This window comes from Centipeda felix (assembly GCF_900186465.1).
Taxonomy (GTDB): Bacteria; Bacillota; Negativicutes; order Selenomonadales; family Selenomonadaceae; genus Centipeda; species Centipeda felix.
The window spans coordinates 219,222-245,655 of the sequence record NZ_LT891957.1 but is presented as its reverse complement, the minus strand read 5'-3'; the positions used below and the strand labels follow the sequence as shown (position 1 = coordinate 245,655).

Sequence of the window (26,434 nt, the reverse complement as noted above, 5' to 3'; positions counted from 1 at the left end):
TCAGATGGAAAAGCGCATCGGAATCATGGGTGGAACGTTCGACCCAATTCACATGGGACATCTGATTACGGCGGAGATGGTGCGCGCGGAGGCGGAGCTGAATGAGGTGCTCTTTATCCCTTCCGCACGTCCCCCGCACAAGGACGGCACACGTGCGGCATCCATTGCGGATCGTTTTGCCATGACGGCGTGTGCCATACAGGACAATCCGAACTTTTCTCTTTCGGACATGGAACTGCGTCGGGAGGGACCGTCCTATACGGTGGATACCATAGCGGCGCTCCACGACCAATTTGACGGGGCGGCGCTTTTCTTTATTACGGGTGCGGATGCGATGAATGATCTGTACCGATGGCATGAACCGCATCGCCTCTTGCAGTCCTGTCAGTTCATCGTGGCGACGCGGCAGGGGACTCCGCTTGATGAGACGCTTCTCGCGGAGCAGTTTACAGCGGAGGAGCGCCGCCACATTGACGTCGTTCCGACGCCACATCTGGAGATCTCGTCGACGATGATCCGCGCACGCGTACGCGCAGGAAAATCCATCCGGCATCTTGTACCGCGTGCCGTAGAGGAGTATATTGTAGGGAGGGGGTTATATCGTGCGCATGGACATGACGTATGAGGAGATGCGCGCTCGTCTGGAAGAACGTCTTGCGCCGGGACGCTATCAGCATTCGCTCGGGGTGGCGGATACGGCGGCGGAACTGGCACGACGCTTCGGCATGGACGAGGAACGCGCACGTACCGCAGGGCTTCTGCATGACTGCGGGCGCACCTACGCGACAGCGGAGCTTCCCGGAGAGGCGCGGCGGCGCGGGATTCCCATCGGCAGGATCGAGGCGGCGATGCCCCTGCTCCTGCACGCCTACGTGGGCGCCTATCTCATCTATGAGGACTATGGCGTCGATGACGCGGGCATTGCGCAGGCGATCTGGCGGCATACGGTTGGGGGAAGAGGGATGACCGCGCTCGATCAGATCATCTACTTTGCAGATATGATTGAGCCGTCGCGTGAATATCCGGAGGTGGAGCATCTGCGGGAGCTCGCGCGTACGGCATCACTCGACGCGATGCTGCTGGTCGGACTCACGGAGTCCATCCAATTCGTTCTGAAAAAGGGAGGGCTCGTTCATCCGGATACGGTGGCGGCACGGAACGAACTGCTTTTGCGGCAGCGCTGAACAGAGGGAAAAAGGGGGGAGAGGGGCGTTGTCCGATTATGATACGGAGGATCTCGCGGCACAGCTGGCAAGCGAAAACTCGCGCGAGAACATAAAGCGACGCCGCACACAGCGTGCACGCCGCCGACGCATGGCCGTCCTGCGCGGACTTTTTCGCCTGATCTGCACGGTCTTTCTCCTCGTCTTTGTCGGCATCTCGGGCTATTATCTGATCGGATGGGGTGTTGAGGCGTACCATGATATACGGGAAATGTATGAGGCATATCTCGTTCGTCAGGAGGAAAACCGCGGCGAGGTCGATGTGCGGTTTGACGGCTATACGAATGTTCTCGTGCTCGGTCTCGACGATGCAGTGAATATGGACGAAGCATCGGAAAAGCGTGCGGACGCCATTCTGCTCATGAGCATGGAGAATGCGACGGGCAAGGTACGCATCCTCAATATCCCGCGCGATACGTGGGTGCCCATGGCTCAGGGGAAGGGGGAGACGCGCCTTTCCCACGTCTATGCAGTGGGCGGAGCACCGTTGATGGTGCGGACGATCAATCAGATGTTCGACATCTCGATTCATCAGTACGTTGTCATCGATATGGATACCTTTGAGAAGATTGTCGATGCTGTCGGGGGGGTCGATCTCTACGTTGAGCGGGATATGGACTATGACGATCCGGAGGCGGGTCTTTCCATTCACATGCGTCAGGGATATCGCCATCTCGATGGGGCAGAGGCGGAACAGTACCTGCGCTATCGTGGGGATGATCTCGGCGATCTCGGGCGTACGCAGCGGCAGCAAAAGTTTGTCAAGGCGTTCTACGCCAAGCTGCTCCGTGTAGATACGCTGCCCAAGATCCCACAGCTTGCCGATATACTGAAACAGGATGTCACCACGAGTGCCGAGCTCTTTGACTCGGTGCACATCGGGAATGTGGTGCGGAAGCTGAATGCACAGCCGCCGCGCACCATCATGCTGCCGGGCGATTTTGCGCGGGATGATGATACGGTGTGGATTATGGATCGTGCGGCGACCGATAAGATCATACGTGAACTCTTTCCGTCGGAGGAGACGGAAGGAGAGCAGAAGAAGGAGGAGTAGAGTTTGACAGAGCAGGAAAAAAGCCGTGTGATTCAGGCGGCAGCGGATGAAAAGAAGGCGCGCGACATCGTACAGATGGATATGGTCGGACTGATGTCGACCAATGACTATTTTATTATTTGCTCCGCAAATACTGCGACGCAGGTGCGCGCGATCGCAGACAATATCGAGGAGAAGATGGAGGAGGCAGGGGTGAACTTTCTCCACAAGGAGGGCTACCGAGAGGGCGAGTGGGTGCTGCTCGACTACGGTGATACGGTGGCACACATATTTCAGCAGGATGCGCGCGAGTACTATGCGCTGGAGCGGCTCTGGGGCGATGCCAAACTTACGCCCTATGAAGAATAGGCCGTGGCGGAGCTGCAAAAGCCCGTGCCTGCGCACCGTAAATACGGCCCCAGTCAGGTGGCGGAACTCACTGCTGTGCGCGAATCCGAGTGGGGCGTCTTTTTGGATGCAGAAACGGGCAATACGAGTGATGATATTCTGCTGCACACGATGCAGCAGACTGCACCGGTCAAGGTGGGCGACCGCGTCCGCGTCTTTCTTTACCTCGATCCGAAACGGCGGCTGACGGCGAGTATGCGTACACCGCGCATGAAGGAAGGGCAGGTTGCTCGTCTGCGTGTCATCAACGTGACGAAGGAAGGCGCCTTTCTCGATGTCGGAGCAGAGCGCGGCATTTTTCTGCCTTACGCAGGGATGCGCGGACGGCCGCAGGTCGGTGAGGTAGTTTGGGCGAAGCTCTATACGGATAAGTCCGGGCGCCTTGCCGTAACGATGGAGGTGGAGGATGAGCTGCGCCGTGCCTCTCGCCCTGCCACGGGTGTGCATGTAGGCGATCGGCTGAGAGGCTCTGTCTATAACATTACAGAACGCGGTATTTTTCTCTTTACTGAGGAGCACTATATTGCGTTCATCGATCATCAGGAGGCTCCGTGGCGGCCACGCGTCGGCGAGACCGTCGAGATTCGCGTGACTTATCTGCGTGAGGACGGGCGGCTGAACGCGTCCCTGCGCCCCCCGAAAGAGGACGCGCGCAAGCTGGATGCTGATCGCCTGCTCGCACTTTTGATGGAACATGGCGGAAAGATGCCGTATACGGACGCGACATCTCCTGCGGTGCTTAAGGATCGTTTCGGGATCAGTAAGGCCGCATTTAAGCGCGCCCTTGGGCGGTTGATGAAGGAAGGCCGCATCCATCAAGAGGATGGATGGACGTACTTATTGGAAGAACACAAAAAGAACTAGTTTTTTCTTAATCCAAGGAAGGATTTTTTCTTCCAAGGGCGAATAGAGAGCATAGCGAAGAATGTTGACGTGCAGGGGGAGAGATAAATGGCAGATACGGTAACCGAAGAGAAAAAGGGCATCCTGCTTGAGACAGGAACAAACGAATTTGAGATTGTTGAGTTCAGCATAGGGAAAGTGAACTACGGCATCAATGTCGCGAAGGTACGCGAGGTCATTACGCGTGTGCCGGTGACTGCCATGCCAGAGGCCCATCCCTATGTCGATGGCTTGTTCACACTGCGCGGTAAGGCAATCCCTCTTGTCAATATGGCACGCTGCCTTAATCTCCAGACGTCGGATGAGCTGCAGAACATCATCGTGACAGAGATCAATAACTATGACATCGGTTTCCTCGTTGGCAGTGTTTACCGTATCCATCGTATCTCGTGGAAAAATATGGAGCCGGCACCGAATGTTGGTGAAGGGTCGCGCGTGGTCGGCATCATCAAGATGGAAGATCGTATCGTTCTACTGCTGGACTTTGAGACGATCATCGCGGAGATCAATCCCGAGATCAACCAGAAGCTCACGACGGTTGCCGAGGCAACACAGGATGCCAAAACGCGGCGCGGTACGGCGCATGTCGTCGTTGCCGAGGACTCCAAGATGCTGCGTGAACTCCTCGTGACGACACTGCATGAGGCAGGCTACAAGTTCATTCGTGACTTCGGCAACGGACAGGATGCATGGGATTATCTGCAGGATCTTGCACGCAAGAATGGGCCGATCGAGAACCACGTCCGTATCATCATCTCCGATGTAGAGATGCCAAAGATGGATGGACATCGTCTACTGAAGCTCGTGCGCGAGGATGACCGCCTTGGGGAGGTTCCGCTTGTTCTCTTCTCCTCGCTCATCAGCGAGGAGATGAGGCGCAAGGGCGAGAGCCTCGGTGCATCGGGACAGGTATCGAAACCAGAGATCAATCAACTGATCGATCTTCTGGACACACTGATCTTTGGTGAGCCCCTGCACGATACAAGCAAAGAAAATTGAGACTTGTTCTATGGGACTGCTGTATCCTGCGATACGGCAGTCCTTTTTTCGTTCTATTGACATGAATTTGAAATCTCGCTATCATAGGCATGAGGAGATGATAATATGAAGGTAGCAGTTTTGATGGGCAGCGATTCTGATTGGCCGATTCTGAAGCCGGCAGTTGAGCTCCTGAAACACTTTGGTATCGAGCCAGTTGTTAAGGTGGCGTCAGCACATCGTACGCCGTCTATCGTTCGTGATTTTGTTATGGAGGCAGATCACGACAAAGAATTTGCCGCATTTATTGTGGCGGCAGGGGCAGCGGCGCATCTCGCAGGTGTCGTAGCGAGCTATACGATCAAACCGGTGATCGGAGTTCCGGTCAATGCGACGCCGCTGAACGGGATGGATGCGCTGCTCAGCACGGTGCAGATGCCGTCGGGCGTACCCGTAGCGACCATGGCGGTCAATGGTGCGAAGAATGCGGCAATCTTTGCAGCGGAGATCCTCGCCGTATACGATACTGCCATCGCCGAGGCACTCATGGACTATCGGGAAAAGATGGTGCTGGAGGTCGAGAAGAAGGCAGATCGCGTCGCGGCACAGCTCTAAGGGATTTTTCTATTATTTGGGAAGAAAGGCAGGACAACGATGGAGCGTAAAGAGGCTCTTTATGAGGGAAAAGCAAAGATCATTTATGCCACGGACAATCCGAATGAGTACCTTGTCTACTACAAGGACGACGCGACGGCGGGGAACGGTGCCAAGCGCGGCACGATCGTGGGCAAGGGGATCATGAACAACAAGATGTCGGCATTTTTCTTCGACCTGCTGGCGAAGGAGGGCATCGCTCATCACTATATCTCCATGCCGAGCGATCGTGAGATGCTCGTGAAGAAGCTCACGATTATTCCGCTTGAGGTCATCATCCGCAACGTGGCGGCCGGTTCACTCGCCAAGCGTCTTGGACTCGAGGAAGGCGTTCTGATGCCGTTCCCGGTCATCGAGTACTGCTATAAGAACGACGATCTCGGCGATCCGATGCTCAACCGCTATCATATCCGCGCCATGAAGATCGCGACGGATGCGGAACTGGACGAGATCGAACGCATGTCGCTGAAGATCAATGATATCCTCACGAAGTTCCTCAAGTCCAAGAAGGTGGATCTCATTGACTTCAAGCTGGAGTTCGGCAGAGATGCCGACGGGAAGATCATCCTTGCCGATGAGATTTCGCCGGACAACTGCCGTTTCTGGGACAGCGATACGAAGGAGAAACTGGATAAGGATCGTTTCCGCCGCGACCTCGGCAACGTAGAGGATGCCTATAAGGAGATGCTCCGCAGGCTGACGGGAGAAGCATAAGAGCGATGTACGAAAAAGTGCCAAAGTGGAAGGAAGAGTGCGGCATCTACGGCGTGTATTCTCCGACGGAGGATGTGTCCGAGATGACGTATCTCGGTCTCTTTGCGCTCCAGCATCGCGGACAGGAGAGTGCGGGTATTGCGCTGACGGACGGTGCATGGATTGACGTCAAAAAAGGGATGGGGCTGGTGACCGAGGTGTTTCGCTCGGAACTGCCTCATCTTGACCATGCCAAAATTGCCATCGGCCATGTGCGCTATGCGACGACGGGGTTCAGCCTTGCGGCGAATGCACAGCCGCTGCGCGTCAACTATGCCGGCGGTGCGCTGGCACTGGCGCATAACGGCGACCTCACCAATGCAGCATGGATTCGCCGTGACCTTGAGAGCAAGGGTACGGTGTTCCAGACGACGATCGACTCGGAGGTCTTTGTCCATCTGATCGCACGCTCACAGAAGGCGACCATCGAGGAGCGCATCTTGGAGACCGCGCAGAAGGTACGCGGCGCATTCTGCCTGACCATCATGACCGAGAACAAGCTCATCGGTGTGCGCGATCCGCAGGGCTTTCGTCCGCTTTGTATCGGACGGACGGAGGAGGGCGGCTGGGTGCTTTCCTCCGAGACATGTGCGCTCGATGTCAACGGAGCTTCCTTCGTGCGCGATGTGCTGCCGGGAGAGATGGTCGTCGTGGAGAACGGCGCACTTAGGTCCTACCGTTTCACCAATGGGCAGGATGTTGCTTCCTGCATCTTCGAGTACATCTATTTTGCACGCCCCGACTCGATCATCGATGGACAGAGTGTTCATGCAGCACGCTTCGAGATGGGGCGTGTTCTGGCGCGCGAGTCCGGGCTTCGCGGTGATGTGGTCATCTCGGTGCCGGACTCGGGAACGACGGCAGCGACGGGATTCGCCTATGAGACGGGCATCCCGTTTGCGGAGGGCCTCATCAAGAACCGCTACATCGGACGGACGTTCATCCAGCCGACGCAGAAACAGCGCGATACGGCGGTCAAGCTGAAGCTGAGCCCCGTGCGCTCTGTTGTTGAGGGAAAGTCCGTCATCATGGTGGATGACTCCATCGTGCGCGGCACGACGAGCGGCAAGATCGTACGGCTCCTGCGGAATGCCGGAGCGCGTGAAATCCATGTTTGCATCAGCAGCCCGCCGATCACCGATCCCTGCTACTACGGCATCGATACGTCGGTGCGCAAGGAGCTGATCTCGGCGACGAAGAGCCTTGAGGAGATTCGCGATTTCATCGGTGCGGATTCCCTTCACTTCATCTCCATCGAGGGATTGCGGACATGCGTACCTGCCCTCAATCCGGATCACATGTGCTACGCATGTTTTAACAATCAGTACCCGGTTCCCGAGGAAGATGCCGCCCTCGACGCGGGCGACGCGATCACGCGTGAGCAGCAGCGGCTTGCACAGCGCGAAAGGGGGATGTAAGTGTCCATGGAAAAGATGACCTATCGTGATGCGGGGGTCGACATCGATGCGGGCAACGAATCCGTATCGCTGATCAAAGACAGCGTGCGTGCGACCTATCGTCCGGAGGTGCTCGGCGATCTGGGCGGCTTCGGCGGTCTGTTTGCCCTGCGTGCGCAGGACTATCGTGAACCCGTGCTCGTCTCCGGAACGGATGGAGTCGGGACGAAGCTGCGGCTTGCCTTCCTGCTGCATCGGCATGATACCATTGGGCAGGATGCCGTGGCGATGTGTGTCAACGACATCCTCGTGCAGGGGGCAGAGCCCCTGTTTTTCCTCGACTACCTCGCCGTCGGCAAACTTGAGCCAACGCAGGTTGCCGATGTGGTCTCGGGTGTTGCCCGAGCCTGCAAGGAATCCGGCTGTGCGCTCATCGGCGGTGAGACGGCGGAGATGGCGGGGTTCTACCCCGTGGGTGAGTACGATATCGCGGGGTTTGCCGTCGGTGTCGTCGAGCGCGAACGCCTCATCACGAGTGCGCGTGTGAAGGTAGGAGACGTCCTGCTCGGACTGCCTTCCTCGGGCGTACATTCCAACGGATACTCCCTCGTGCGCAAGATCGTCTTTGAGCACAAGGGCTTCCGCGGCGATGAGTATATGGAGGAATTGGGACGCAGCATCGGCGAGGAGCTGCTGACGCCGACGCGTCTCTATCCGCAGGTGTGCCTGCCGCTGATTCGTGAATTTGATCTTCACGGTATGGTGCACATCACGGGCGGCGGTTTCTATGAAAACATCCCGCGTGCCCTCCCCGATGGGATGGGCGCGGAGGTCGATGCCGCTGCGTGGGAGATGCCTGCGGTCTTCCGCCTTCTGCAGGAGTGGGGCAACGTTGACTGGGCGGAGATGTACCGCACGTTCAACATGGGGATCGGCATGGTGCTCATTGCCTCTGAGGAGGTGGCGGCACGCATCGAGGCGCATCTCGGTGCACAGCATGAGGCGGTCTTCCGAATCGGACGCGTGACCGAGGGCGCACATGAGGTGACGATCAAGGGCGGTGCCTTTGATGCCTAAGGAAAAAATCGGTGTGCTCTGCTCGGGGCGCGGGTCGAACCTTGCGTCCATCATCGACGCTATGGAGCGCGGAGACATTCGTGCGGAGATTGCTGTCGTCCTTGCGGACAAGGCGGATGCCTATGCGCTCACGCGTGCACGGGAACATGGCATCCCTGATGTTGCTGTTGTACGCAAAGCGTACGCTGCGCGCGAGGACTTTGAGCGCGCCCTGCTTGAACAACTGCACGCGCACGGGGTCACCCTCGTCGTGCTGGCAGGGTTTATGCGAATCCTGTCACCGCTTTTCGTGCGTGCTTATGCGGGACGCATCCTCAATATCCACCCCGCTCTGCTGCCAAGTTTCCCGGGGGCACATGCCCATCGAGATGCATTGGCCTACGGGGTGAAGGTCAGCGGATGTACGGTGCACTTTGTGGATGAGGGGACGGACTCCGGCCCCATCATTCTTCAGGCAGCTGTGCCTGTAGCAGAAGGGGATACGGAGGACAGCCTTGCCGCACGCGTTCTAAAGGAGGAACATCGGATCTTTCCTGCAGCAATTCGACTCTATGTTGATGGCAGACTTCGTACAGACGGCAGACAGGTACACATCCTGCCCCCTGCCGAAGGAGGAGCATTATGAAGATAAAACGTGCCCTGATCAGCGTATCCGATAAGAGTGGTGTCGTCGAATTCGCACGGACACTGCAGAAGGCAGGCATTGAGATCGTCTCTACGGGCGGGACGATGAAGGCGCTGCGTGAGGCGGGGATTCCCGTTATCTATGTCAGTGATGTCACCGGGTTTCCTGAGATTATGGATGGCCGCGTCAAGACCTTGAATCCCCTCGTGCACGGCGGGATTCTCGCTGTGCGCGGCAATCCGGAGCACGAGAAGGCGCTGCGGGAGCTGAAGATCACACCGATTGATCTCGTTGTCGTCAATCTCTATCCGTTCGTAGAGACCGTGGCGAAGCCCAACGTTACACTTGCCGAGGCGGTCGAGCAGATCGACATCGGCGGTCCCGCGATGATTCGTGCCGCAGCGAAGAACTTTAAGTTCGTCACTGTCATTACCAATCCGTCGCGCTATGCAGAAATCGCCGCGATGATCGAAAAAGACGGTGCGGTGGACGGCATGACGCGGATGCGTCTGGCGCAGGAGGCATTTGCTCATACGGCAGAGTATGACCGTGCCATCGGAGCATATCTCTCACAGCAGATAGAAAAATGAGGAAGACGACGTGAATATTCTTGTCATCGGCTCGGGCGGGCGCGAGCACGCTCTGTATTGGAAACTCTCGGAAAGCCCGCAGACGGAGCAGATTTACGCCATCCCCGGCAATCCCGGCATGGACGCGTCGGCGGCGATTGCACTTGACGATCATGCGAAGATCCTGCGCTTTGTCAAGGAGAAAGATATCGGACTTGTCGTCGTTGGCCCCGAGGTGCCGCTGATGAATGGGCTGGTGGATGAGCTCGAGGCGGCGGGCATTCGTGCCTTTGGCCCGCGCGCGAACGCAGCGGAGATCGAGGGCTCGAAGTCCTTCGCTAAGGATCTCATGAAAAAGTATGGAATCCCGACGGCGCGCTATGAGGTCTTTACCGCGGCAGAACCCGCACGCGCCTACATCCGTCAGGAGGGCGCTCCCATCGTCGTCAAGGCGGATGGCCTTGCGGCAGGCAAGGGCGTTATCGTCGCCATGACGGAGCAGGAGGCACTCGATGCCGTCGATGCCATCATGGAGGATCACTCCTTCGGTGATGCGGGGGCACGCGTCGTCATTGAGGAATTTATGGAGGGGGAGGAGGCATCCCTTCTCGCCTTTACCGATGGGACGACGATCCGTCCGATGATCAGCGCGCAGGATCACAAGCGTGCCTATGACGGTGACCGCGGACCGAATACGGGCGGCATGGGGACCTATGCGCCTGCGCCGGTCATGACACCGGAGATGACGGAGCGTGCCGTGGAGGAGATTCTAAAGCCGACCATCGCCGCCATGGCGAAGGAAGGACGCATCTATCGCGGCTGTCTCTATCTTGGTCTGATGGTGACGGCGGATGGCCCGAAGGTCGTGGAGTTCAACGCGCGGTTCGGCGATCCAGAGACGCAGGTTGTTCTTCCGCTTCTCGACAGCGATCTCGTGACAATCATGTGTGCCTGTGCAGACGGAACTCTCGCCGACGTTCCCATCCGTTGGAAGGACGGCGCGGCCGTCTGTGTCGTGCTTGCTTCGGGCGGCTATCCGGGACATTATGACAAGGGGCAGGAGATCCATGGGCTTGCCGACGCCGAGGCGATGGGTGCACTCGTCTTCCATGCCGGAACGGCGATGAAAGATGGGAAGCTCGTCACCAATGGCGGACGCGTGCTCGGCGTGGTTGGGCGCGGTGCGGATATATCCTCCGCCGTCGATGCCGCCTATGCCGCTGCAGCGAAGATCTCCTTTAAGGATGTCTACTATCGCAAGGATATTGCACATCGCGCACTCGGACGATAATTTCACAGAAAAAGAGCTTGCCGTGTTCGGCAAGCTCTTTTTCTATATGTGTATGCTGTTATTGAAGGGCTTCCTTCAGTACTTCCATATTCTTCTTCATGGTGTCGATGTATGCATCCTTTGCCGCAGGCGTTGCTTCTCCCGTGACGACGGGATCGAGCGTATAGATCTTTGCGCCCGTCTCACGTGCAATCGTCTCTGCGGCGGCAGGGGAGTACTGCGGCTCGGTAAAGAGCACCTTGGTCGGGAGTGCATTTACCTGCTCGATGGTTTCCTGCAGCTCGCTCGGTGTCGGCTCCGTCCCCGGCTCGCGCTCGACGACGGCAATGATGTTCAGATGGAACTCCTTCGCAAAGTAGGGGAATGCCTCGTGGAATGTCACAATGTCCTTATGTGGAACACCGTCGAGCGCGGCGTGCATCTCTGTTTTCAGTGCCGTGAGTTTTTCGATGTAGGCGGAAGCATTTTTCTCATAAGCGTCTGCATGGGCAGGATCGGCTTCCTTCAGCTGATCGGCAATGTTGCGCACCTGCGCGATGGCGTCGGTGACGCTCAGCCAGACGTGGGGGTTGTCGCCCTCGTCGTCGTGGATCAGCTCGATGCCGCGCGACGCATCGATGATCTTCATTTCCTTCTGTGCGCCCGTTACCTTGTCCATGAAGTCCTCCATGCCGGCACCGTTGATGACAAAGGCATCGGCGTGTTCGAGTGTCTTCATATCCTCGGTCATGAGCTGGTAGTCGTGCAGGCAGCCTGTCTGCGGCTTCGTCATGTTGGTGACCTCAACGCCGTCCACTCCGTCCGTGATGTTGATGGTCGCCAAATACATGGGATAAAACGACGTGACGATGCGGAACGGTTTCTCCGCTTTCTTCTCCGCGGGCTGCTGCGATCCGCCGCAGCCGAGGAGTGCTGTCGTGAGGAGGACGAGCAGCAGGGATAGAATCTTCGTTGTGATTTTCATGGATACAGCTCCTTAAAACACTGAACATTTGGTAGATTGGTGAAACGATGATAGGAAAATGATACGCCATAGTGAGATAGATTGTCAATAGGTAAAGCACAAAATATAGAAAATTTTTATCAATAGACACTATATATAAATAAATGTTCAGATGTCGATGGGAGAAGCATGCTCCGTTTTGTGAAAATTTGATTACATGATTGACACGAATTATCTTCATGGAGTATAATGACAGAGCATCATTTTTGGATGCAAAAATACTCCGCGCGTGGAGGGAGGGGAAATGCATGGCAAATGAAATCAAGGTCGGCAAAAATGAGTCGATCGATAGTGCTCTCCGCCGCTTTAAGCGTATGTCACAGAAGGCCGGTACTCTTGCCGAAGTTCGTAAGCGTGAACATTACGAGAAACCGAGCGTTCGCCGCAAGAAGAAGTCTGAGGCGGCACGCAAACGCAAATACAGGGGCTGATTGCATAAGGCATCCGTGGCGCAGTGCTGCGGGTGTTTTTCTTTTTATGAAAGGATGAGAGCAATGTCACTTATGGAAAAGCTCACAGCGGATATGAAGGAAGCCATGAAGCAGGGCGAAAAGGAGCGCCTTTCCGTCATTCGCCTCGTGCGTGGCGCGGTGCGTCAGGCGGAGATCGACGGGAAGAAGACGCTCACGGACGATGAGGTGATCGGTGTCATCTCGAAGGAAGTGAAGATGCGCCGCGACTCCATTGAGGAGTTTGCGCGCGGCAAGCGCGATGATCTTGTCGCCAAGACCAAGGCGGAGATAGATCTCCTCATGCCGTATCTGCCTGCTCAGCTCAGCGTCGATGAGCTGAAAAAGATCGTGGCGGACGTTGTCGCCGAGGTCGGTGCTGAGACGGCAAAGGATATGGGCAAGGTGATGGGTGTTCTCATGCCGCGCGTGAAGGGACGTGCGGACGGCAAGCTCATCAATGAGATCGTTCGTGACCATTTGAAATAATCTTCTTTTCCGAACATATCCCCGCATTCTTTTCTTTGACAAAGGAGCGGGGATTTTTATATAATTGAAGGAGAGAATTCTTTCACAGAAACGAACAAGGAGATACAGATGGCAGAAAAGGACAAGCGGGCAAGCAAACTCGATAAGCCGATGACGCGTGAGGAGGCACTTGAGAATGCCCTGCAGAACATCGAGAAGGCGCATGGCAAGGGGGCGATCATGCGCCTCGGTGAAGCCAAGGCGAACATGAACGTCGAGGTGATCTCCACGGGGATCCTGCCGCTCGATATCGCACTTGGCGTCGGCGGCATTCCGCGCGGACGCATCATCGAGGTGTTTGGCCCCGAGTCCTCGGGCAAGACGACGGTCACGCTGCACATGATCGCCGAGGCGCAGAAGGCAGGTGGTATTGCGGCATTCATCGACGCAGAGCATGCCCTTGACCCGGAGTATGCACGCAAGCTCGGCGTCAACATCGAGGAGCTCCTCATCTCACAGCCGGATACGGGCGAGCAGGCACTTGAAATCGTGGATGCGCTCGTGCACAGTGCCGCGATTGACATCATTGTCGTGGACTCGGTCGCAGCTCTCGTGCCGAAGTCCGAAATTGAGGGCGATATGGGCACCTCTGTGGTCGGTCTGCAGGCGCGACTCATGAGTCAGGCGATGCGCAAGCTGACGGGCATCATCAGCAAGACGCGTACGGCCGCCGTCTTCATCAATCAGCTGCGCGAGAAGATCGGCGTTACCTATGGCAATCCGGAGGTGACGACGGGTGGGCGCGCGCTGAAATTCTATGCATCAGTGCGCATTGATGTGCGTCGCGCCGATTCCATCAAGCAGGGCACGGAATCCCTCGGCAATCGTACGCGTGCCAAGATCGTTAAAAACAAGGTCGCGCCGCCGTTCAAGACAGCGGAGTTTGACATCATGTACGGGGAGGGTGTCTCACGTCTCGGCAGCATCATTGACATGGGCGTCGAGCTGGACATCGTCGATAAGAGCGGCGCATGGTTCTCCTACGAGGGAACACGCCTCGGACAGGGCAAGGAAAACGCCAAGGCGACTCTTGAGGAAAAACCCGAGATGATCGCCGAGATCGAGGAGAAGATCCGCACGAAGCTCCTCGTCGAGGGAGTGAAGCCGAAGAAAAAGGGAGCAGGCAAGAAGACTGCTGCCACTGAGGCAGCAGCGCAGGATCCTTCGGATCTGCCGACACAGGAGCCGCCGATGGGAGAAGATGAATGACGCCTGCGCAGGCTGAAGCAGGGCGCGGGGGCAAAAAGCGGGAGGAGCGCACAGCCCTCATGACAGCGGTGGACTATCTTGCGCGTCAGGCACACAGCGAAAAAAGGCTGCGGGAAAAACTGATGCGTAAGGGCTTTTCGGCAGAGGAGGTCGATGCTGCGATTGCACGGCTGATCGAACGACATTACCTCGATGATGCTGATCTGTGTGCTCAGCAGTTCATGTATCTTTATCAGGAAAGCTGCAGCTCTGTGCGTCAAATTTGTGTAAAGCTCATGCAGCGCGGGTTTGATCATGATCTCGTGTGGAGCGTTGTTCCCGAGGATATCGATGAGCGTGAAGTGGCGGCAGCAGAACGTGTCCTTGCCATGAAGTACAAAGCGGGCGACAGGGAACAGAAGATGATGGCAACGCTCTACCAACGGGGATTTTCGGTCGATGTGGCACACAGTGCCGTTCGGCACTTTAGGGATTCCTTTGCCGAGGATATGGAAGAATAACGTGAGAAGGGGAACGAAGATGAACAGACCCGATGCCACAGAAATGATCTTGGTGCTGGACTTCGGCGGACAGTACAATCAGCTCATCGCGCGCCGCGTGCGTGAGAACCATGTCTACTGCGAGGTGCATCCGCATACGCTGCCATTGGAGCAGATTCGTGCACTCGCTCCGCGCGGTATTATCCTGACGGGCGGTCCGAACAGTGTCTATGGCGAGGGGGCTGTTACCGCCCCCAAGGATCTCTTTGCCCTCGGCATCCCCGTGCTCGGTATCTGCTATGGAGCGCAACTGATGGCGCATCTCTGCGGCGGACGCGTGGAGACGGCGCCGACGAGCGAGTACGGGCGTACGGAGGTGGAGATCGTCGACACCTCGTCGCCTCTCTTTCAGGGGATACCGCAGACGAACGTCTGCTGGATGAGTCATACGGACTACATCAGCGGACTGCCGCACGGCTTTCACGTGACGGCGCGCACACCCGTCTGCCCCATCGCGGCGATGGATAACCCCGCAGAGCGTCTCTATGCCGTGCAGTTCCATCCCGAGGTGATGCACACGGAGCACGGGACAGAGATGCTGCGCAGCTTTGTCTATGATGTCTGCGGATGCACGGGAACGTGGCGCATGGATTCCTTCGTGCAAAAGACCATTGAGGAACTGCGTCAGCAGATCGGCGGTGGGCGGGCTCTCTGTGCCCTGTCGGGCGGTGTGGACTCCTCCGTCGCCGCCGTGCTCCTCTCCAAGGCAATCGGCAGTCAGCTCACCTGCGTCTTTGTCGATCATGGTCTCCTGCGCAAGAATGAAGGCGATGAGGTCGAGGCCGTCTTTGGGCGCGGCGGCACCTATGATGTCAATTTTGTCCGCATCAACGCCCGTGATCGTTTCTATGCGCGGCTTAAGGGCGTAACGGAGCCAGAGCAGAAGCGCAAGATCATCGGCGAGGAGTTTATCCGCGTCTTTGAGGAGGCGGCACGTGAGATCGGTGCGGTGGATTTCCTCGTGCAGGGGACAATCTATCCCGATGTCATTGAGAGCGGACTCGGAAAATCTGCGGTGATCAAGTCGCATCATAACGTTGGCGGATTGCCCGATCATGTGGACTTTAAGGAGATCGTCGAGCCGCTGCGTCTCCTCTTTAAGGATGAGGTGCGTGCGGCGGGGCGTGAGCTCGGTATCCCTGACTATCTTGTTGATCGTCAGCCGTTTCCGGGGCCCGGTCTCGGCATCCGCATCATCGGAGAGGTTACGGCGGAGAAGGTACATATCGTTCAGGAGGCAGACGCCATCTACCGTGAGGAGATTGAGAAGGCGGGCATCCACAAAAATCTCGGGCAGTACTTCGCGGCACTCACCAATATGCGTTCCGTCGGGGTCATGGGCGATGGGCGTACGTACGACTATGCGATCGCCCTGCGCGCCGTTGAGACCAGCGACTTCATGACAGCGGAGTCCGCGCAGCTCCCATGGGAACTTCTTGCGCGCGTGACGACGCGCATCGTCAACGAAGTGCGCGGCGTGAACCGCGTGCTCTATGACTGCACGGGGAAGCCGCCGGGAACGATCGAGTTCGAGTGAGAGAAGAACGATTTGACGAAAACGAGGAGAGAGATTATAATAGACACAGAAAGGTGCTGCCGGCAGACGGTCAGCAGCCCCATTTAGACTTTTGGTTTAGAAAACCCGCCTAAACTTTGCTGGGGCTAGGCGGGCTTTCTTATGCTTTTAGAACGACGAGGATAAACAGCGTCACGAGAAGCAACGCGAGTAAATCGTTGATCGTCATCAGCATCGCCCTCTCTAGGGGCTAAGATTGACCGCCTACCGTCTTGGCAGCACCTTTTGACAGTATATCATATATGACAGCTTTGCGCTGTCTTTTTTGTTGGAGACGAGACAACATTGATCAAGGAGCATCCTATGTACCACTACCACCATCTTACACTAATTGAACAGGTGCTGGATCCGTTTAAGAGGGCCTTCGGATTGCAGAGCGTGACACGGCAGGATTTCTTCCGATATCTACGTGATCCTGCATACAAGTATCATGATGCGGCCATGTCCTATTTCATGTCGGCACTCGAAGATGAGGCGGAGGTATTTATTTTTGGCAGCTATTGACATGCTGTCTGCTTTTCGCTATACTTTCCTTTGTCAGCGCGAAGAGCGCGGGGGCATAGCTCAGCTGGGAGAGCGCTTGCATGGCATGCAAGAGGTCAGGGGTTCGATCCCCCTTGTCTCCACCATATCGACACTTACGGATGCAAGAGAAATCCTGCATCCGTTTTTTTGCAAGAATAAATGGGGCTGTTGCACGATTGAAGATCGTCGGATTGATTTGGATTTTTGGTTTACGGTGGAGAACAGTTTAAGCGAACGATGATTTTTGCTCTGGCAGAGGATTTGCGAGAAACGTTAGAGAAAAAAGTAGATGTTTTTGAGATCGGTGAAGTCAACCCGGACAGTAATTTCTACAAAACAATTATGAAAGAAAAGGTTTTGGTGGCATGAAGTATTCCGATCGACAAAGAGTTCAAAACGATATATGACTATGCCGCTCGCATGCAGGAATATATCCTAAAAATAGCTTTAAAAAATGACTGCCGCATAAGGAAACGTATCCTTGTGCAGCAGTTATTTTCTTATAGAATCACCCATGTGCAGAGCTCTCTTCTGCAGATTCTGCATCTGCTTCATTCAGGAGAAGATTGCTGATGTAGGGCGTGCGCCCTGAGAGCACATCGTCATAGAATCCCTGCTTCCAGTCGATGTAGTCGATGGATGCTTGGACAACAACTGTCAGAATCTCAACATCTGGACGCCCGGCATCGCGGACGGCAAGAAATGCCCCGTCATGGTCTGGCTGCACGGCGGCGGATTCTCCGCAGGTTCGTCTGCCGAGATTTTCGCCTATGACGGTGCCAATCTCAGCCGCGCGGGCGATGTTATCGTTGTTTCTGTCAATCATCGTCTGAATGTGCTCGGCTATATGGATCTCTCCGCCTACGGGGAGAAGTATCGGGACTCCGCCAACGTCGGTATCTATGACCTCGTTGACGCGCTGCGCTGGGTGCGGGACAACATCGCACAGTTCGGCGGCGACCCTGCAAACGTCACGATCTTCGGTGAGTCGGGCGGCGGTGCAAAAGTGCTCGCACTGATGACGACGCCCTATGCAAAGGGGCTGTTTCACAAGGGCATCGTCGAGAGCGGTGCAACTGCGACCATGGGACCCGTATTCATGCCAAAGGAGGCGGCGCGTGTGACGGAGCTGACGCTGAGGAACCTGGGGTTTGACGCAGACCGCGTGGAAGAACTTCAGACGATTCCGTACGACCGCCTCACGGAGGCATCGAACACCGCTCTGCAGCAGGCGGGCGAGGAGTTCCAAGTACCGCGTGCACTGGGATCGGGCTACGGGCTCAGCTGGGAGCCTGTGGTGGACGGCGACTTCATGCCGACGAATCCTGTAACGGCAGACAGCTTTGCCGTCGCAGGGAAGGACATCCCACTGCTCATTGGTTCGAATCGGACGGAGTGGACGAATTTCTCCGACATCATGGAGATGGAGAGAGCACAGTCCAACAACAAGAATACCTGGAGCACAGAGGAAGTTGACCGTCGTCTCAAGGACGCATACGGCGATAAGGCGGAGAAAATCGCGGCGGCATTCCTGCGCGCCTATCCGCAGAAGAAACGTGCAGATGCACTCTATGTCGACACGATGATCTGCCTGCCGATCAAAGAGATCATGGATCACAAGGCAATGCAGGGCGGCGCACCTGTCTACGCCTATCTCTTCGCGTGGGATTCGCCGATGATGGGCGGAGTCTATATGTCCTACCACACGGCAGAGATCCCCTTTGTTTTTCACAACATTGACCGCGCGGAGAAAAGCATCGGCGGGAGCGCGGAGGCAAAGAAACTCGAAGCGCAGATGAGCCGCGCTTGGATTAATTTCGCCCGCACGGGAAAACCCGAAGCACCCAGCATGCCGAATTGAGATGCCTATACACTGCAAGGAGGCGCAACCATGATGTTTGACGCTGATACGAAGCTCGTACATCACCACGATGCAGAATTATTGAAACTGCTCGCACCTGCGCAATAGATTTGGCAAAGTAAACATATGGGAATCGAATGAAATGGAGGTCATGACATGAGAACCCTATTGACAATCCTGATGACGACGATGATGCTGCTGCTGACAGCGTGCGGCGGAGGCAATGCGCAAACGGGCGCAGATACTTCTGCACAGAAAGAAACACAGACGACAGCATCTGCACGAAGCGATCAGCGTGTCCTTGTCGTGTACTTCTCGCGCGCCGACGAAAACACAGGCGGTGTCGGCTACATCGAGAAGGGAAACACAAAGATTCTTGCAGAGATGATCGCCGAACGCACGCACGGTGACCTCTTTGAAATCAAGACCGTCAAGCCGTATCCGAAGGAATACCGTCCCGCGACAGAAGCCGCCAAGCAAGAGAAGGAAGAAAACGCCCGTCCTGAAATCGTCGGCGAGCTGCCCGATCTCAGCAAGTACGATGTCGTCTTTCTCGGTTATCCGATCTGGTGGAGCGACATGCCGATGCCTGTCTACACCTTCCTCGATCGGGAGAATTTCGTGGGCAAGATCATCCTGCCGTTCTGCACACATGAAGGGAGCGGGCTCTCTGATACGCAGCGGTCGATTGCGGACGTGACAAAGGCGGATGTCAGGGAGGGCTTTGCACTCCAGGGACATATCGCGCAGAAGTCGCCCGAGGAGGCGCGGACGGCACTCTATGAATGGATGTCGAAACAAGGATATTAAGGAGGATTTCAAATGGCAGTGGAAAATGTAAAACTCAATAATGGTGTAATGATGCCGCTTGAGGGCTTCGGCGTGTTCCAGATTCCCGACCTTGCAGAGTGTGAGCGCGTGACCATCGAGGCGATTCGGCAGGGCTACCGCCTGATCGACACGGCGGCAGCATATCAGAACGAGGAGGCGGTGGGTGCGGCGATTGCAAAGTCGGGTGTGCCGCGTGAGGAACTGTTCATCACAACGAAGCTCTGGGTGCAGGATATCTCCTATGAGGCGGCGGGTACGGCGTTTGAGCGTTCCCTGCAAAAACTCGGGTTGGACTATCTCGATCTCTACCTCATTCATCAGCCGATGGGGGATTTCTTCGGCGCGTGGCGGCGGCTCGAGGAGCTGCACCACGCGGGGAAGATTCGGGCGATCGGCGTGTCGAACTTCTATCCTGCCGTGCTTGCGAACTTCTGTGAGACGGTGGAGATAAAGCCAATGGTGAATCAGGTGGAGCTGCATCCGTTCTTTCAGCAGGAGGCGGCACTCGCGACGATGAAGGAGTACGGTGTCGTGCCGCAGGCATGGGGACCGCTCGCCGAGGGCAAACACGGCATCTTTACGCATCCCGTACTGACGAAGATCGGGGAGAAGTACGGAAAGACGGCGGCGCAGGTGGCACTCCGCTGGAATACGCAGCGTGGCGTGTCGATCCTGCCGAAGTCCGTGCGTGCTGAGCGCATCGCGGTAAATCTCGATATCTGGGACTTTGCACTGAACGAGGCGGAGATGGCAGAGATCGCAAAGCTCGACCTCGGGCACAGCGAGATCGTCAACCACGACGACCCTGCGTTCGTGAAATGGCTGCACGAGCTCAGGATTCACGATTGAGATATGCCGGAGGAGGGCAGGGCGGCACGTCGACCCCGGGTGGGTGATGTCGTATTCCACCGAACGTGAAGGATTGGCATGGCGCACAGGTAGATCGTTGGTTCAGCCATATTGCTGTCGAGGTGCCGAGGACAGACGCCTCGAACGAATGGTGTGAACTGGCGACGGATAAAAATTACGAAGCACTTTGAGGAGAGGGGCATCGAAGTGAAAGGAGGTGGTATGCAGCTTTTTGTTTGTTCCGGTATGATCGCATCCTTGGATGTTTGCGCTGTGTTTTGGCGAATGTTTATTCATCGTTTCTATGATCCTGTGGAGAAGGGCAGTCTCTCCTGGAATCTTGCTTCCCTTTTTCAAGGGGCATCCCCTGAGACATGGGCGATGGGAGCGGGTGAATACACAGTGCATCGTTTTGCCAATCTCTATGGATTGACTTATCTCGGTATGGCGACGAAGGAGTACGAGGCAGATGTGCTTGCGGCGAAGATCGGCTAAGAATATTTTAGAATCAAAAACCTCGGACTGAGAATAGGAAGTCCGAGGTTTTTGTGTATGAAGATTCTTTAATCAAGAATACGGGTGTGAAGTTCAAGTCTGTGGGTGTAATGGTCACTATCGTCCTTGTTCGTGTACCCTATTTCTGTAGAGGTGTAAGTTTCCGTTATCGTTGTTTCGTCAATCCATCCCTATACGAAAAAAAGGCCGTTACACAAAGATAAATTTACCTTCGTTCAACAGCCCCGTCTCTCCGATGGTGCGCCTGGGGGGATTCGAACCCTCGACCCACGGCTTAGAAGGCCGTTGCTCTATCCAACTGAGCTACAGGTGCATGGTCGGGATGACAGGATTTGAACCTGCGACATCTTGCTCCCAAAGCAAGCGCGCTACCAAACTGCGCTACATCCCGATACCGCATTATTATAATGAGCGGTTAGGGAAAAGTCAACTCATCATTTTACGATGTGCTTTCCCCCGAGAAAGCGTGGCTGCCAATAATCGTTGGAGAGTTCATCGATGCGTACGCCCTTGCTCGTAGAGGCGTGAATGAACTCCCCCTTGCCAAGGTAGATGCCGCAGTGCGATGCGCCCTTTTCGTAGGTCTCGAAGAAGACAAGGTCGCCGGGCACGAGTTCCTTTGTACTCTTGGTGCGCAGACCAAGTTTGTACTGTTCATCTGCGGTGCGCGGGATCGTGATTCCCTGCTTCTGAAAGACGTACTGGAGGTAGCCCGAGCAGTCAAATCCCTTCGGGGTAGCCCCGCCAAAGACATAGGGTGTGCCCATATACGTCTTTGCCGTCTTGATGAGATCCTGCACCTTGTTTGCGGGCAGGATCGGTGTCCCATTCGGTGCGAGTGGGATTTTTTTCGGCGCTGGGCGCGGCACGTCAATGCCCCATGGACGCTTGGCTGGTGCGTTGCGCAGGGCACGCCACGTCGCATTGTTGACGACGCCTGTGATTTTTATCTTATTGTCACGCTGAAAGGCAGCAACGGCGTGTTCGGTCTCCTTGCCGAAGTTGCCGTCGATCGATTTGATCTGGTAGCCAGCATTCTGCAGGGCTCGCTGCAGGACGAGCACATCGTGTCCATGGGAGCCCTCGCGCAGGGTGGGGGAGGCGGATGCCGTTCCTCCAATGAGAAGCAGGGCGATGCCCATGCAGGTGAGGAGGCGGTACAGGCGATTCATCGCGATCTTCCTTTCATGCGGTTATGCGTGCTGTACGTGCTCGAGTCCCTGGCCGAGCAGCTTCATCACGTGGTCATCATCAATCGAGTAGAGCACTTCTTTGCCGTCACGACGGAACTTGACCAGACGCGCGCTGCGGAGCACGCGGAGCTGATGGGAGATGGCCGACTGTCCCATCGTCAGGCTGTCGGCGATGTCATAGACACGCATTTCCTCCGTCTTTGTGAGCAGGGAGAGAATTTTGATGCGGGTCGGATCGCCGAGTGTTTTGAAGAGGTCGGCGAGATGCTGTGCTGTATCTGCGTCGATCGATTTTACGGGGGCGGAGGTCATGCGTTCCCATATCCTTTCGCGGGGTCAGTAGATCTTATTGATTTCAAAGCCATTTTCTTCCAGTGCGTGCACGATGCGGTCGACGTGATCCTGTCCATGCGCCTCTACGGTAACGGTCAGCTGCACCTTTTGGAAGCTGTCAGTCACCATGGTCTGATCGTGGTCAAGACGGATGACGTTCGCGTCCTGCTCTGTGAGGATCTGAGCGACATTGAGCAGCTGTCCGGGCTTGTCGGGCAACTGTACGGCGAAGCGGAAGACGCGTCCGCGCGAGATGAGTGCCTTGGAGATCAGTGCGGAGATGGTGGAGATGTCGATGTTGCCGCCGCTGATGAGGACGGCGATCTTCTTGTCCTTCATGTGGAGCTTCTGCAGTGCAGCGAGTGAGAGTACGCCTGCGCCCTCGGCAATCAGCTTGTGTTTTTCGATGAGGGAGAGCAGGGCACTCATGATCTCCATCTCGGAGACGGTGATGATCTCGTCGAGGTAGCGGCGGCAGAACGTGAGCGTGAGTGCGCCCGCCGTGCGTACGGCGCAGCCATCCGCAACGGTATCGGCAGACGGGAGGGTGATGGTGTGTCCGCAGGAGAGCGCTGCTTTCATACAGGCGGCGTTTTCTGGCTCGACGCCGATGACCTTCACCTGCGGGTTGACGGTTTTTGCCCCGAGGGCAATGCCGGAAGCGAGTCCACCACCGCCGATGGGGACGAGGATAGCATCTACGTCCTTGAGCGCGTCGATTACTTCAAGGGCGATCGTGCCCTGTCCGACGATGACGTTGCGGTCGTTGAACGGATGAATGTAGACGTAGCCATGCTCTTTCTGCAGTTCGAGGCTGTGCGCATAGGCGTCGTCGAATCCGTTGCCGTGGAGTACGACGGTCGCGCCGAGTGCCCGCGTCGCCTCCACCTTTAGGATCGGTGTCGTTGCCGGCATGCAGATGACCGCCTTGACCCCAAGCTTTTGCGCGGAGTAGGCAACGCCCTGCGCGTGGTTTCCGGCCGATGCGGTGATGACGCCGCGTGCGCGCTCCTCCTCGGTGAGCATGCTGATGCGGTTGTATGCACCGCGCAGCTTAAATGCTCCCGTCGTCTGGAGGTTTTCGAGCTTTAGATAGGTCGCGTTCCCCGAGAGCTCAGAGAAATAGTCGCTGTATACCAGCGGCGTCTTGCGGACGATCCCCTCCAGCCTCTTGGCGGCGGCGTATATATCGGATATGCCTGTGGATGCGACGATCTCTTCATCGGTCGGTACGTGCTGTTCTTCTCCCATGATAATCTCCCCTTGTCTATTTAATGAAGTTAGTCTATCATGTTCAATGAAGCGCGTCAAATTCTTTTCCATCAACGAAAAATTGTCGGAATAAAGAAGGAGTTTGCCCGTATTTCGCGAATAAAATAAGGAAAAGAAAGCATGAAATACCGTGCTTTCCGTGTCAAGACGAAGCGGAGGTGCGCGATGGAAGATTCCCCCTATGGGCGCATCCTGATTCCCGTGGATGGGACCAAGGATGCGCTGCGTGTCATTCGTCCGGCGGGAGAGCTTGCGCGTCTCATGGAGGCATCCGTTGATTTCCTCTATGTTTCCCCGTTTGACGAGAGCACGGACGAGGGGGATGCGTCGTGGCTTCCCGCGAGTATTGTACGCCCTGCGGCAGAAGAGGCGCAGGAGATTTTTGCCGTGGCGGAGTCCCTGCTTCCGCAGGAGGTCGCCCGTGCATGTCATCATCGTGCGGGGATGCCGGCGGAGGAGATCCTGCGCTTTATCGACGTGATGGGCATTCGTCTGGTTGCCATCAGCGGGCGCAAGCATTCACGCGTGAGCGGTCTGCTGCTCGGGAGTGTGATGCAGACTGTCTTGGAGCGTGCACATGCATGTGTCCTCGTGGCGGGAAATGATTGAAGTATAGGAACAGTGAGGAGGTACTTCCATGATGAAGAATATTTTAGTTCCTGTCGATGGTTCCGAGGGAGCAGATCGTGCGATTGAGCAGGCGGTGACGCTGGCGAAGATCTGCGGTGCAAAGCTGAATTTTCTCTATGTCGCAAACATCAACCAGCTCGCGATCAATGCCGTCCTGTCGGATGCGATTCTCGACTCTGTGACAAAGGCGGGGAATGTCGTCCTCGACCGCGCGATGGAGATGGTGCCCGAGGGAATCGAGAAGGAGTCGTTCTCGGATACGGGGTCGCCCGCTGTCGTCGTGCTCGATTTTGCAGAGACGAACGACATCGATCTCATCGTCATGGGCAGCCGCGGCCTTGGGGTCGTCAAGGGGGTTCTGCTGGGCAGCGTCAGCCAGTATGTGGTCGAGCAGTCCAAGTGTCCTGTTCTCGTGGTAAAGTAATGACCGTTGATTGATTCTTTCAAGCTGCCGCTCAGTTGCGGCAGCTTTTTCGATGTAGAATGGGGAGGGAATGATGGAGGATCAGCGCTTTGCGCGGACAGAGATGCTGCTTGGCGACACAGGACTTGCACGCCTTGCAGCGAGCTCGGTGGCTGTGTTCGGCGTCGGCGGGGTCGGCTCATTCACGGCAGAGGCGTTGGCGCGCGCCGGTGTAGGCAGTCTGACGCTCATCGACCACGATACGATCGACGTGACGAATATCAACCGCCAGATTCACGCACTCACCGAGACGGTGGGAAAAGCCAAGACCACGGTCATGGCAGAGCGCATCCGAGCGATCAATCCCCATTGTGAGGTACGCGAAATTCGTGCGTTTTATCTGCCTGAGGAGGCGGATTCCTTTTTTGAGACGCATTATGACTATGCCGTGGATGCAGTGGATACGGTGACGGCGAAGGTGGATCTTGCCGTGCAGTGTCAGGTGAGGAATATACCGCTGATTGCGAGTATGGGAGCGGCCAACAAACTTGACCCCACGCTCTTTGAGGTGATGGACATCTATCGCACTAAGGGTGATCCATTGGCACGTATTCTGCGGAAAAAGCTGAAGGAACGCGGCGTGCGGCGTCTCACGGTCGTCTGCTCGCGCGAGCGTCCGAAGCGTCCCGCCGCGGGCATCTGTGCGCCGGCACCGGGACGGCATCTGGCACCGGGCAGTGTGTCCTTTGTACCGCCTGTGGCGGGGGGGATTATGGGGGGGGTTGTCGTACGTGTGCTGACGGGTGCAGCGGTGGAGGTATCGTCATGAGGGTTACGGTTCTCGGATGTGGGCGTTGGGGCTCGTTTCACGCATGGTATGCCCAGCGTGTCGGTCATGCGGTGACGCTGTGGGGGCGCAGCGGGTCAGAACATCTCGCGGCACTGGAGAAGACACGGACGAATGAGTTTCTGACTCTCCCACCAGAGGTTCATCTGACGGATGATCTCGCAGCGGTGCTGCAGACGGCGGAGATCGTTATCATCTCCATCCATGCACAGGCACTGCGTGCCTTCCTGCACGATGTATGCGCACACGGCCTTATGGAGGAGCTCCGCACCAAGCGGATGATCCTCTGTATGAAAGGGCTTGAGATCGGCACGGGAAAGCGTCTGACCACCGTGGTCAAGGAAGAGCTCGGCGCAGACATACAGCCCGTCGTCTGGGTTGGCCCTGGGCATGTGCAGGACTTTGTGCGCGGCATTCCGAACTGCATGGTGCTCGCAGGGGAGGAGCGGGCAGTGCTGCACGATCTGGTGGACGTGCTTGGCAGTCCACTCATCCGCTTCTATTATGGGGATGATCTCCTCGGCACAGAGGTCGGCGCAGCGGCGAAGAATGTGGTAGGGCTCGCGGCGGGGATGCTCGACGGCTTTTCCTACGGCAGCCTGAAGGGGGCACTTATGGCGCGCGGTGCGCGTGAGCTCTCGCGTTTGGTGCATGCGATGGGTGGCGATGGGGACACCATCTACGGGCTGTCGCATCTTGGTGACTACGAGGCAACGCTCTTTTCTCCGCACAGCAACAACCGCCGCTATGGGGAGGCTGTTGTGCGCGGTACGGCAGGCGACTTTCATAAGATCGCCGAGGGGGTCTACACCGCTGAGGCATTGATGGCTCTTGCCGCGGAGTATCGTGTTGAGCTGCCCATCTGCACGACGGTATACGAGATCGTCGCGCATGGATGCGACCCGCGTGCACAGCTGATGCAGCTGTTTCTGCGGCGCAATAAGAGCGAGAAGGAGTAG

At 56.5% G+C, this 26,434-nt stretch carries 33 protein-coding genes and 3 tRNA genes; 29 read left to right on the top strand and 7 right to left on the bottom strand.

The annotated features are described in order from the left end of the window. Positions 1-4: 4 nt before the first annotated feature. The 13 genes from nadD (at position 5) to purD (ending at position 10,911) form a co-directional block, all read left to right on the top strand. A complete protein-coding gene (gene nadD / locus C1713_RS03830; RefSeq protein ID WP_009442375.1) occupies positions 5-625 on the top strand; it encodes a nicotinate-nucleotide adenylyltransferase in 621 nt (206 codons plus the stop codon). Next, positions 609-1,184 carry a bis(5'-nucleosyl)-tetraphosphatase (symmetrical) YqeK gene (gene yqeK / locus C1713_RS03825; RefSeq protein WP_102493151.1) on the top strand — a complete coding sequence of 192 codons (576 nt, stop codon included), beginning with the start codon at positions 609-611 and terminating at the stop codon, positions 1,182-1,184. Before nadD ends, yqeK begins: the two co-directional genes overlap by 17 nt. A 28-nt stretch (positions 1,185-1,212) precedes the next feature. Further along, on the top strand, positions 1,213-2,277 hold the full coding sequence (locus C1713_RS03820; protein ID WP_102493079.1) for an LCP family protein: 1,065 nt from the start codon (positions 1,213-1,215) through the stop codon (positions 2,275-2,277). Between the two features lie 3 nt (positions 2,278-2,280). Further along, entirely contained in the window at positions 2,281-2,625 is a 345-nt protein-coding gene (rsfS, locus tag C1713_RS03815; protein WP_102493078.1) for a ribosome silencing factor, read from the top strand. Positions 2,626-2,628: 3 nt separating this feature from the next. Beyond that, complete coding sequence (locus C1713_RS03810; protein ID WP_009442371.1) at positions 2,629-3,528, top strand: CvfB family protein; 900 nt, start codon at positions 2,629-2,631, stop codon at positions 3,526-3,528. Positions 3,529-3,615: 87 nt separating this feature from the next. Then, the gene (locus tag C1713_RS03805) at positions 3,616-4,566 is read left to right on the top strand and encodes a chemotaxis protein (RefSeq protein WP_009442370.1); all 951 of its coding nucleotides are present in this window, start codon (positions 3,616-3,618) and stop codon (positions 4,564-4,566) included. 105 nt (positions 4,567-4,671) lie between these two features. Continuing rightward, positions 4,672-5,160 carry a 5-(carboxyamino)imidazole ribonucleotide mutase gene (purE, locus tag C1713_RS03800; protein ID WP_009442369.1) on the top strand — a complete coding sequence of 163 codons (489 nt, stop codon included), beginning with the start codon at positions 4,672-4,674 and terminating at the stop codon, positions 5,158-5,160. A gap of 39 nt (positions 5,161-5,199) precedes the next feature. Continuing rightward, positions 5,200-5,913, top strand: a complete 714-nt coding sequence (purC, locus tag C1713_RS03795) for a phosphoribosylaminoimidazolesuccinocarboxamide synthase (RefSeq protein ID WP_102493077.1) — start codon at positions 5,200-5,202, stop codon at positions 5,911-5,913. Between the two features lie 5 nt (positions 5,914-5,918). Next, a complete protein-coding gene (purF, locus tag C1713_RS03790) occupies positions 5,919-7,370 on the top strand; it encodes an amidophosphoribosyltransferase (protein ID WP_102493076.1) in 1,452 nt (483 codons plus the stop codon). Positions 7,371-7,376: 6 nt separating this feature from the next. Continuing rightward, positions 7,377-8,426: a phosphoribosylformylglycinamidine cyclo-ligase gene (gene purM, locus C1713_RS03785; protein ID WP_102493150.1), complete on the top strand. Its 1,050-nt coding sequence runs from the start codon at positions 7,377-7,379 to the stop codon at positions 8,424-8,426. After that, entirely contained in the window at positions 8,419-9,051 is a 633-nt protein-coding gene (gene purN / locus C1713_RS03780) for a phosphoribosylglycinamide formyltransferase (protein ID WP_102493075.1), read from the top strand. The genes purM and purN overlap by 8 nt, the downstream gene beginning before the upstream one ends. Further along, entirely contained in the window at positions 9,048-9,641 is a 594-nt protein-coding gene (locus C1713_RS03775) for an IMP cyclohydrolase (RefSeq protein ID WP_009442364.1), read from the top strand. Before purN ends, C1713_RS03775 begins: the two co-directional genes overlap by 4 nt. A gap of 10 nt (positions 9,642-9,651) precedes the next feature. After that, positions 9,652-10,911, top strand: coding sequence for a phosphoribosylamine--glycine ligase (purD, locus tag C1713_RS03770; RefSeq protein ID WP_061946679.1), 1,260 nt, complete (start codon positions 9,652-9,654; stop codon positions 10,909-10,911). A 58-nt stretch (positions 10,912-10,969) separates the two neighbouring features. On the opposite strand, the gene C1713_RS03765 is transcribed toward purD, so the two are convergent. Further along, positions 10,970-11,875 carry a metal ABC transporter substrate-binding protein gene (locus C1713_RS03765; protein ID WP_102493074.1) on the bottom strand — a complete coding sequence of 302 codons (906 nt, stop codon included), beginning with the start codon at positions 11,873-11,875 and terminating at the stop codon, positions 10,970-10,972. A gap of 287 nt (positions 11,876-12,162) precedes the next feature. Here C1713_RS03765 and rpsU point away from each other — a divergent pair, with 287 nt between their 5' ends. The 8 genes from rpsU to C1713_RS12555 all read left to right on the top strand — a co-directional run bounded on the left by rpsU (position 12,163) and on the right by C1713_RS12555 (position 17,109). Next, a complete protein-coding gene (gene rpsU / locus C1713_RS03760) occupies positions 12,163-12,345 on the top strand; it encodes a 30S ribosomal protein S21 (RefSeq protein WP_005841552.1) in 183 nt (60 codons plus the stop codon). A gap of 63 nt (positions 12,346-12,408) precedes the next feature. Then, a complete protein-coding gene (locus tag C1713_RS03755) occupies positions 12,409-12,852 on the top strand; it encodes a GatB/YqeY domain-containing protein (RefSeq protein ID WP_061946681.1) in 444 nt (147 codons plus the stop codon). A 108-nt stretch (positions 12,853-12,960) separates the two neighbouring features. After that, positions 12,961-14,100 carry a recombinase RecA gene (gene recA, locus C1713_RS03750; protein WP_009442360.1) on the top strand — a complete coding sequence of 380 codons (1,140 nt, stop codon included), beginning with the start codon at positions 12,961-12,963 and terminating at the stop codon, positions 14,098-14,100. Further along, a complete protein-coding gene (locus tag C1713_RS03745) occupies positions 14,097-14,600 on the top strand; it encodes a regulatory protein RecX (RefSeq protein WP_102493073.1) in 504 nt (167 codons plus the stop codon). Before recA ends, C1713_RS03745 begins: the two co-directional genes overlap by 4 nt. Positions 14,601-14,619: 19 nt before the next feature. Next, on the top strand, positions 14,620-16,176 hold the full coding sequence (gene guaA, locus C1713_RS03740; protein WP_061946683.1) for a glutamine-hydrolyzing GMP synthase: 1,557 nt from the start codon (positions 14,620-14,622) through the stop codon (positions 16,174-16,176). Between the two features lie 408 nt (positions 16,177-16,584). Beyond that, entirely contained in the window at positions 16,585-16,719 is a 135-nt protein-coding gene (locus C1713_RS12560; RefSeq protein ID WP_256359023.1) for a hypothetical protein, read from the top strand. Between the two features lie 49 nt (positions 16,720-16,768). Then, positions 16,769-16,844: transfer RNA gene (locus C1713_RS03730), tRNA-Ala, on the top strand. 133 nt (positions 16,845-16,977) lie between these two features. Next, entirely contained in the window at positions 16,978-17,109 is a 132-nt protein-coding gene (locus tag C1713_RS12555; RefSeq protein ID WP_273078467.1) for a hypothetical protein, read from the top strand. A gap of 139 nt (positions 17,110-17,248) precedes the next feature. Here C1713_RS12555 and C1713_RS12330 read toward each other — a convergent pair whose 3' ends face one another. Continuing rightward, a complete protein-coding gene (locus C1713_RS12330; protein WP_102493072.1) occupies positions 17,249-17,467 on the bottom strand; it encodes a hypothetical protein in 219 nt (72 codons plus the stop codon). Between C1713_RS12330 and C1713_RS03715 the strand changes: the two genes are divergently transcribed. From C1713_RS03715 to C1713_RS03695, 4 genes are all read left to right on the top strand, one after another. After that, a complete protein-coding gene (locus tag C1713_RS03715; protein ID WP_245870959.1) occupies positions 17,384-18,601 on the top strand; it encodes a carboxylesterase/lipase family protein in 1,218 nt (405 codons plus the stop codon). The two genes, C1713_RS12330 and C1713_RS03715, sit on opposite strands and share 84 nt — an antisense overlap. A 156-nt stretch (positions 18,602-18,757) precedes the next feature. Further along, positions 18,758-19,411, top strand: coding sequence for a flavodoxin (locus tag C1713_RS03710; protein WP_102493071.1), 654 nt, complete (start codon positions 18,758-18,760; stop codon positions 19,409-19,411). Positions 19,412-19,423: 12 nt separating this feature from the next. Continuing rightward, complete coding sequence (locus tag C1713_RS03705; protein WP_102493070.1) at positions 19,424-20,281, top strand: aldo/keto reductase; 858 nt, start codon at positions 19,424-19,426, stop codon at positions 20,279-20,281. A 273-nt stretch (positions 20,282-20,554) separates the two neighbouring features. Beyond that, entirely contained in the window at positions 20,555-20,776 is a 222-nt protein-coding gene (locus C1713_RS03695; RefSeq protein WP_138774472.1) for a hypothetical protein, read from the top strand. Positions 20,777-21,033: 257 nt separating this feature from the next. On the opposite strand, the gene C1713_RS03690 is transcribed toward C1713_RS03695, so the two are convergent. The 5 genes from C1713_RS03690 to ilvA form a co-directional block, all read right to left on the bottom strand. Continuing rightward, a tRNA-Arg gene (locus C1713_RS03690) sits at positions 21,034-21,110 on the bottom strand. Between the two features lies 1 nt (position 21,111). After that, positions 21,112-21,188, bottom strand: a tRNA-Pro gene (locus C1713_RS03685). Positions 21,189-21,231: 43 nt separating this feature from the next. Continuing rightward, on the bottom strand, positions 21,232-21,969 hold the full coding sequence (locus C1713_RS03680) for a C40 family peptidase (protein ID WP_009442344.1): 738 nt from the start codon (positions 21,967-21,969) through the stop codon (positions 21,232-21,234). Positions 21,970-21,990: 21 nt separating this feature from the next. Continuing rightward, a complete protein-coding gene (locus C1713_RS03675; protein ID WP_009442343.1) occupies positions 21,991-22,302 on the bottom strand; it encodes an ArsR/SmtB family transcription factor in 312 nt (103 codons plus the stop codon). 24 nt (positions 22,303-22,326) lie between these two features. Continuing rightward, positions 22,327-23,574 carry a threonine ammonia-lyase gene (gene ilvA / locus C1713_RS03670; RefSeq protein ID WP_039980845.1) on the bottom strand — a complete coding sequence of 416 codons (1,248 nt, stop codon included), beginning with the start codon at positions 23,572-23,574 and terminating at the stop codon, positions 22,327-22,329. 141 nt (positions 23,575-23,715) lie between these two features. Between ilvA and C1713_RS03665 the strand changes: the two genes are divergently transcribed. The 4 genes from C1713_RS03665 (at position 23,716) to C1713_RS03650 (ending at position 26,434) form a co-directional block, all read left to right on the top strand. Beyond that, positions 23,716-24,204, top strand: a complete 489-nt coding sequence (locus C1713_RS03665; protein WP_245870957.1) for a universal stress protein — start codon at positions 23,716-23,718, stop codon at positions 24,202-24,204. 28 nt (positions 24,205-24,232) lie between these two features. Then, positions 24,233-24,649, top strand: coding sequence for a universal stress protein (locus C1713_RS03660; RefSeq protein WP_009442340.1), 417 nt, complete (start codon positions 24,233-24,235; stop codon positions 24,647-24,649). A gap of 73 nt (positions 24,650-24,722) precedes the next feature. Then, on the top strand, positions 24,723-25,457 hold the full coding sequence (locus C1713_RS03655) for a tRNA threonylcarbamoyladenosine dehydratase (RefSeq protein ID WP_102493068.1): 735 nt from the start codon (positions 24,723-24,725) through the stop codon (positions 25,455-25,457). Beyond that, positions 25,454-26,434 carry an NAD(P)H-dependent glycerol-3-phosphate dehydrogenase gene (locus C1713_RS03650; protein WP_102493067.1) on the top strand — a complete coding sequence of 327 codons (981 nt, stop codon included), beginning with the start codon at positions 25,454-25,456 and terminating at the stop codon, positions 26,432-26,434. Before C1713_RS03655 ends, C1713_RS03650 begins: the two co-directional genes overlap by 4 nt.

Coding starts and splice junctions, on each gene's coding strand:
- C1713_RS03805 (WP_009442370.1), top strand. CDS start 3,616: ATGGCAGATACGGTAACCGAAGAGAAAAAGGGCATCCTGCTTGAGACA.
- purM (WP_102493150.1), top strand. CDS start 7,377: ATGGAAAAGATGACCTATCGTGATGCGGGGGTCGACATCGATGCGGGC.
- C1713_RS03675 (WP_009442343.1), bottom strand. CDS start 22,302: ATGACCTCCGCCCCCGTAAAATCGATCGACGCAGATACAGCACAGCAT.
- nadD (WP_009442375.1), top strand. CDS start 5: ATGGAAAAGCGCATCGGAATCATGGGTGGAACGTTCGACCCAATTCAC.
- C1713_RS03755 (WP_061946681.1), top strand. CDS start 12,409: ATGTCACTTATGGAAAAGCTCACAGCGGATATGAAGGAAGCCATGAAG.
- C1713_RS03710 (WP_102493071.1), top strand. CDS start 18,758: ATGAGAACCCTATTGACAATCCTGATGACGACGATGATGCTGCTGCTG.
- purE (WP_009442369.1), top strand. CDS start 4,672: ATGAAGGTAGCAGTTTTGATGGGCAGCGATTCTGATTGGCCGATTCTG.
- C1713_RS03660 (WP_009442340.1), top strand. CDS start 24,233: ATGATGAAGAATATTTTAGTTCCTGTCGATGGTTCCGAGGGAGCAGAT.
- ilvA (WP_039980845.1), bottom strand. CDS start 23,574: ATGGGAGAAGAACAGCACGTACCGACCGATGAAGAGATCGTCGCATCC.
- C1713_RS03775 (WP_009442364.1), top strand. CDS start 9,048: ATGAAGATAAAACGTGCCCTGATCAGCGTATCCGATAAGAGTGGTGTC.
- purF (WP_102493076.1), top strand. CDS start 5,919: ATGTACGAAAAAGTGCCAAAGTGGAAGGAAGAGTGCGGCATCTACGGC.
- C1713_RS03665 (WP_245870957.1), top strand. CDS start 23,716: ATGAAATACCGTGCTTTCCGTGTCAAGACGAAGCGGAGGTGCGCGATG.
- C1713_RS03655 (WP_102493068.1), top strand. CDS start 24,723: ATGGAGGATCAGCGCTTTGCGCGGACAGAGATGCTGCTTGGCGACACA.
- rpsU (WP_005841552.1), top strand. CDS start 12,163: ATGGCAAATGAAATCAAGGTCGGCAAAAATGAGTCGATCGATAGTGCT.
- recA (WP_009442360.1), top strand. CDS start 12,961: ATGGCAGAAAAGGACAAGCGGGCAAGCAAACTCGATAAGCCGATGACG.
- purN (WP_102493075.1), top strand. CDS start 8,419: ATGCCTAAGGAAAAAATCGGTGTGCTCTGCTCGGGGCGCGGGTCGAAC.
- C1713_RS03765 (WP_102493074.1), bottom strand. CDS start 11,875: ATGAAAATCACAACGAAGATTCTATCCCTGCTGCTCGTCCTCCTCACG.
- guaA (WP_061946683.1), top strand. CDS start 14,620: ATGAACAGACCCGATGCCACAGAAATGATCTTGGTGCTGGACTTCGGC.
- yqeK (WP_102493151.1), top strand. CDS start 609: ATGGACATGACGTATGAGGAGATGCGCGCTCGTCTGGAAGAACGTCTT.
- purC (WP_102493077.1), top strand. CDS start 5,200: ATGGAGCGTAAAGAGGCTCTTTATGAGGGAAAAGCAAAGATCATTTAT.
- C1713_RS03650 (WP_102493067.1), top strand. CDS start 25,454: ATGAGGGTTACGGTTCTCGGATGTGGGCGTTGGGGCTCGTTTCACGCA.
- C1713_RS12555 (WP_273078467.1), top strand. CDS start 16,978: ATGATTTTTGCTCTGGCAGAGGATTTGCGAGAAACGTTAGAGAAAAAA.
- C1713_RS03745 (WP_102493073.1), top strand. CDS start 14,097: ATGACGCCTGCGCAGGCTGAAGCAGGGCGCGGGGGCAAAAAGCGGGAG.
- C1713_RS03680 (WP_009442344.1), bottom strand. CDS start 21,969: ATGAATCGCCTGTACCGCCTCCTCACCTGCATGGGCATCGCCCTGCTT.
- C1713_RS03705 (WP_102493070.1), top strand. CDS start 19,424: ATGGCAGTGGAAAATGTAAAACTCAATAATGGTGTAATGATGCCGCTT.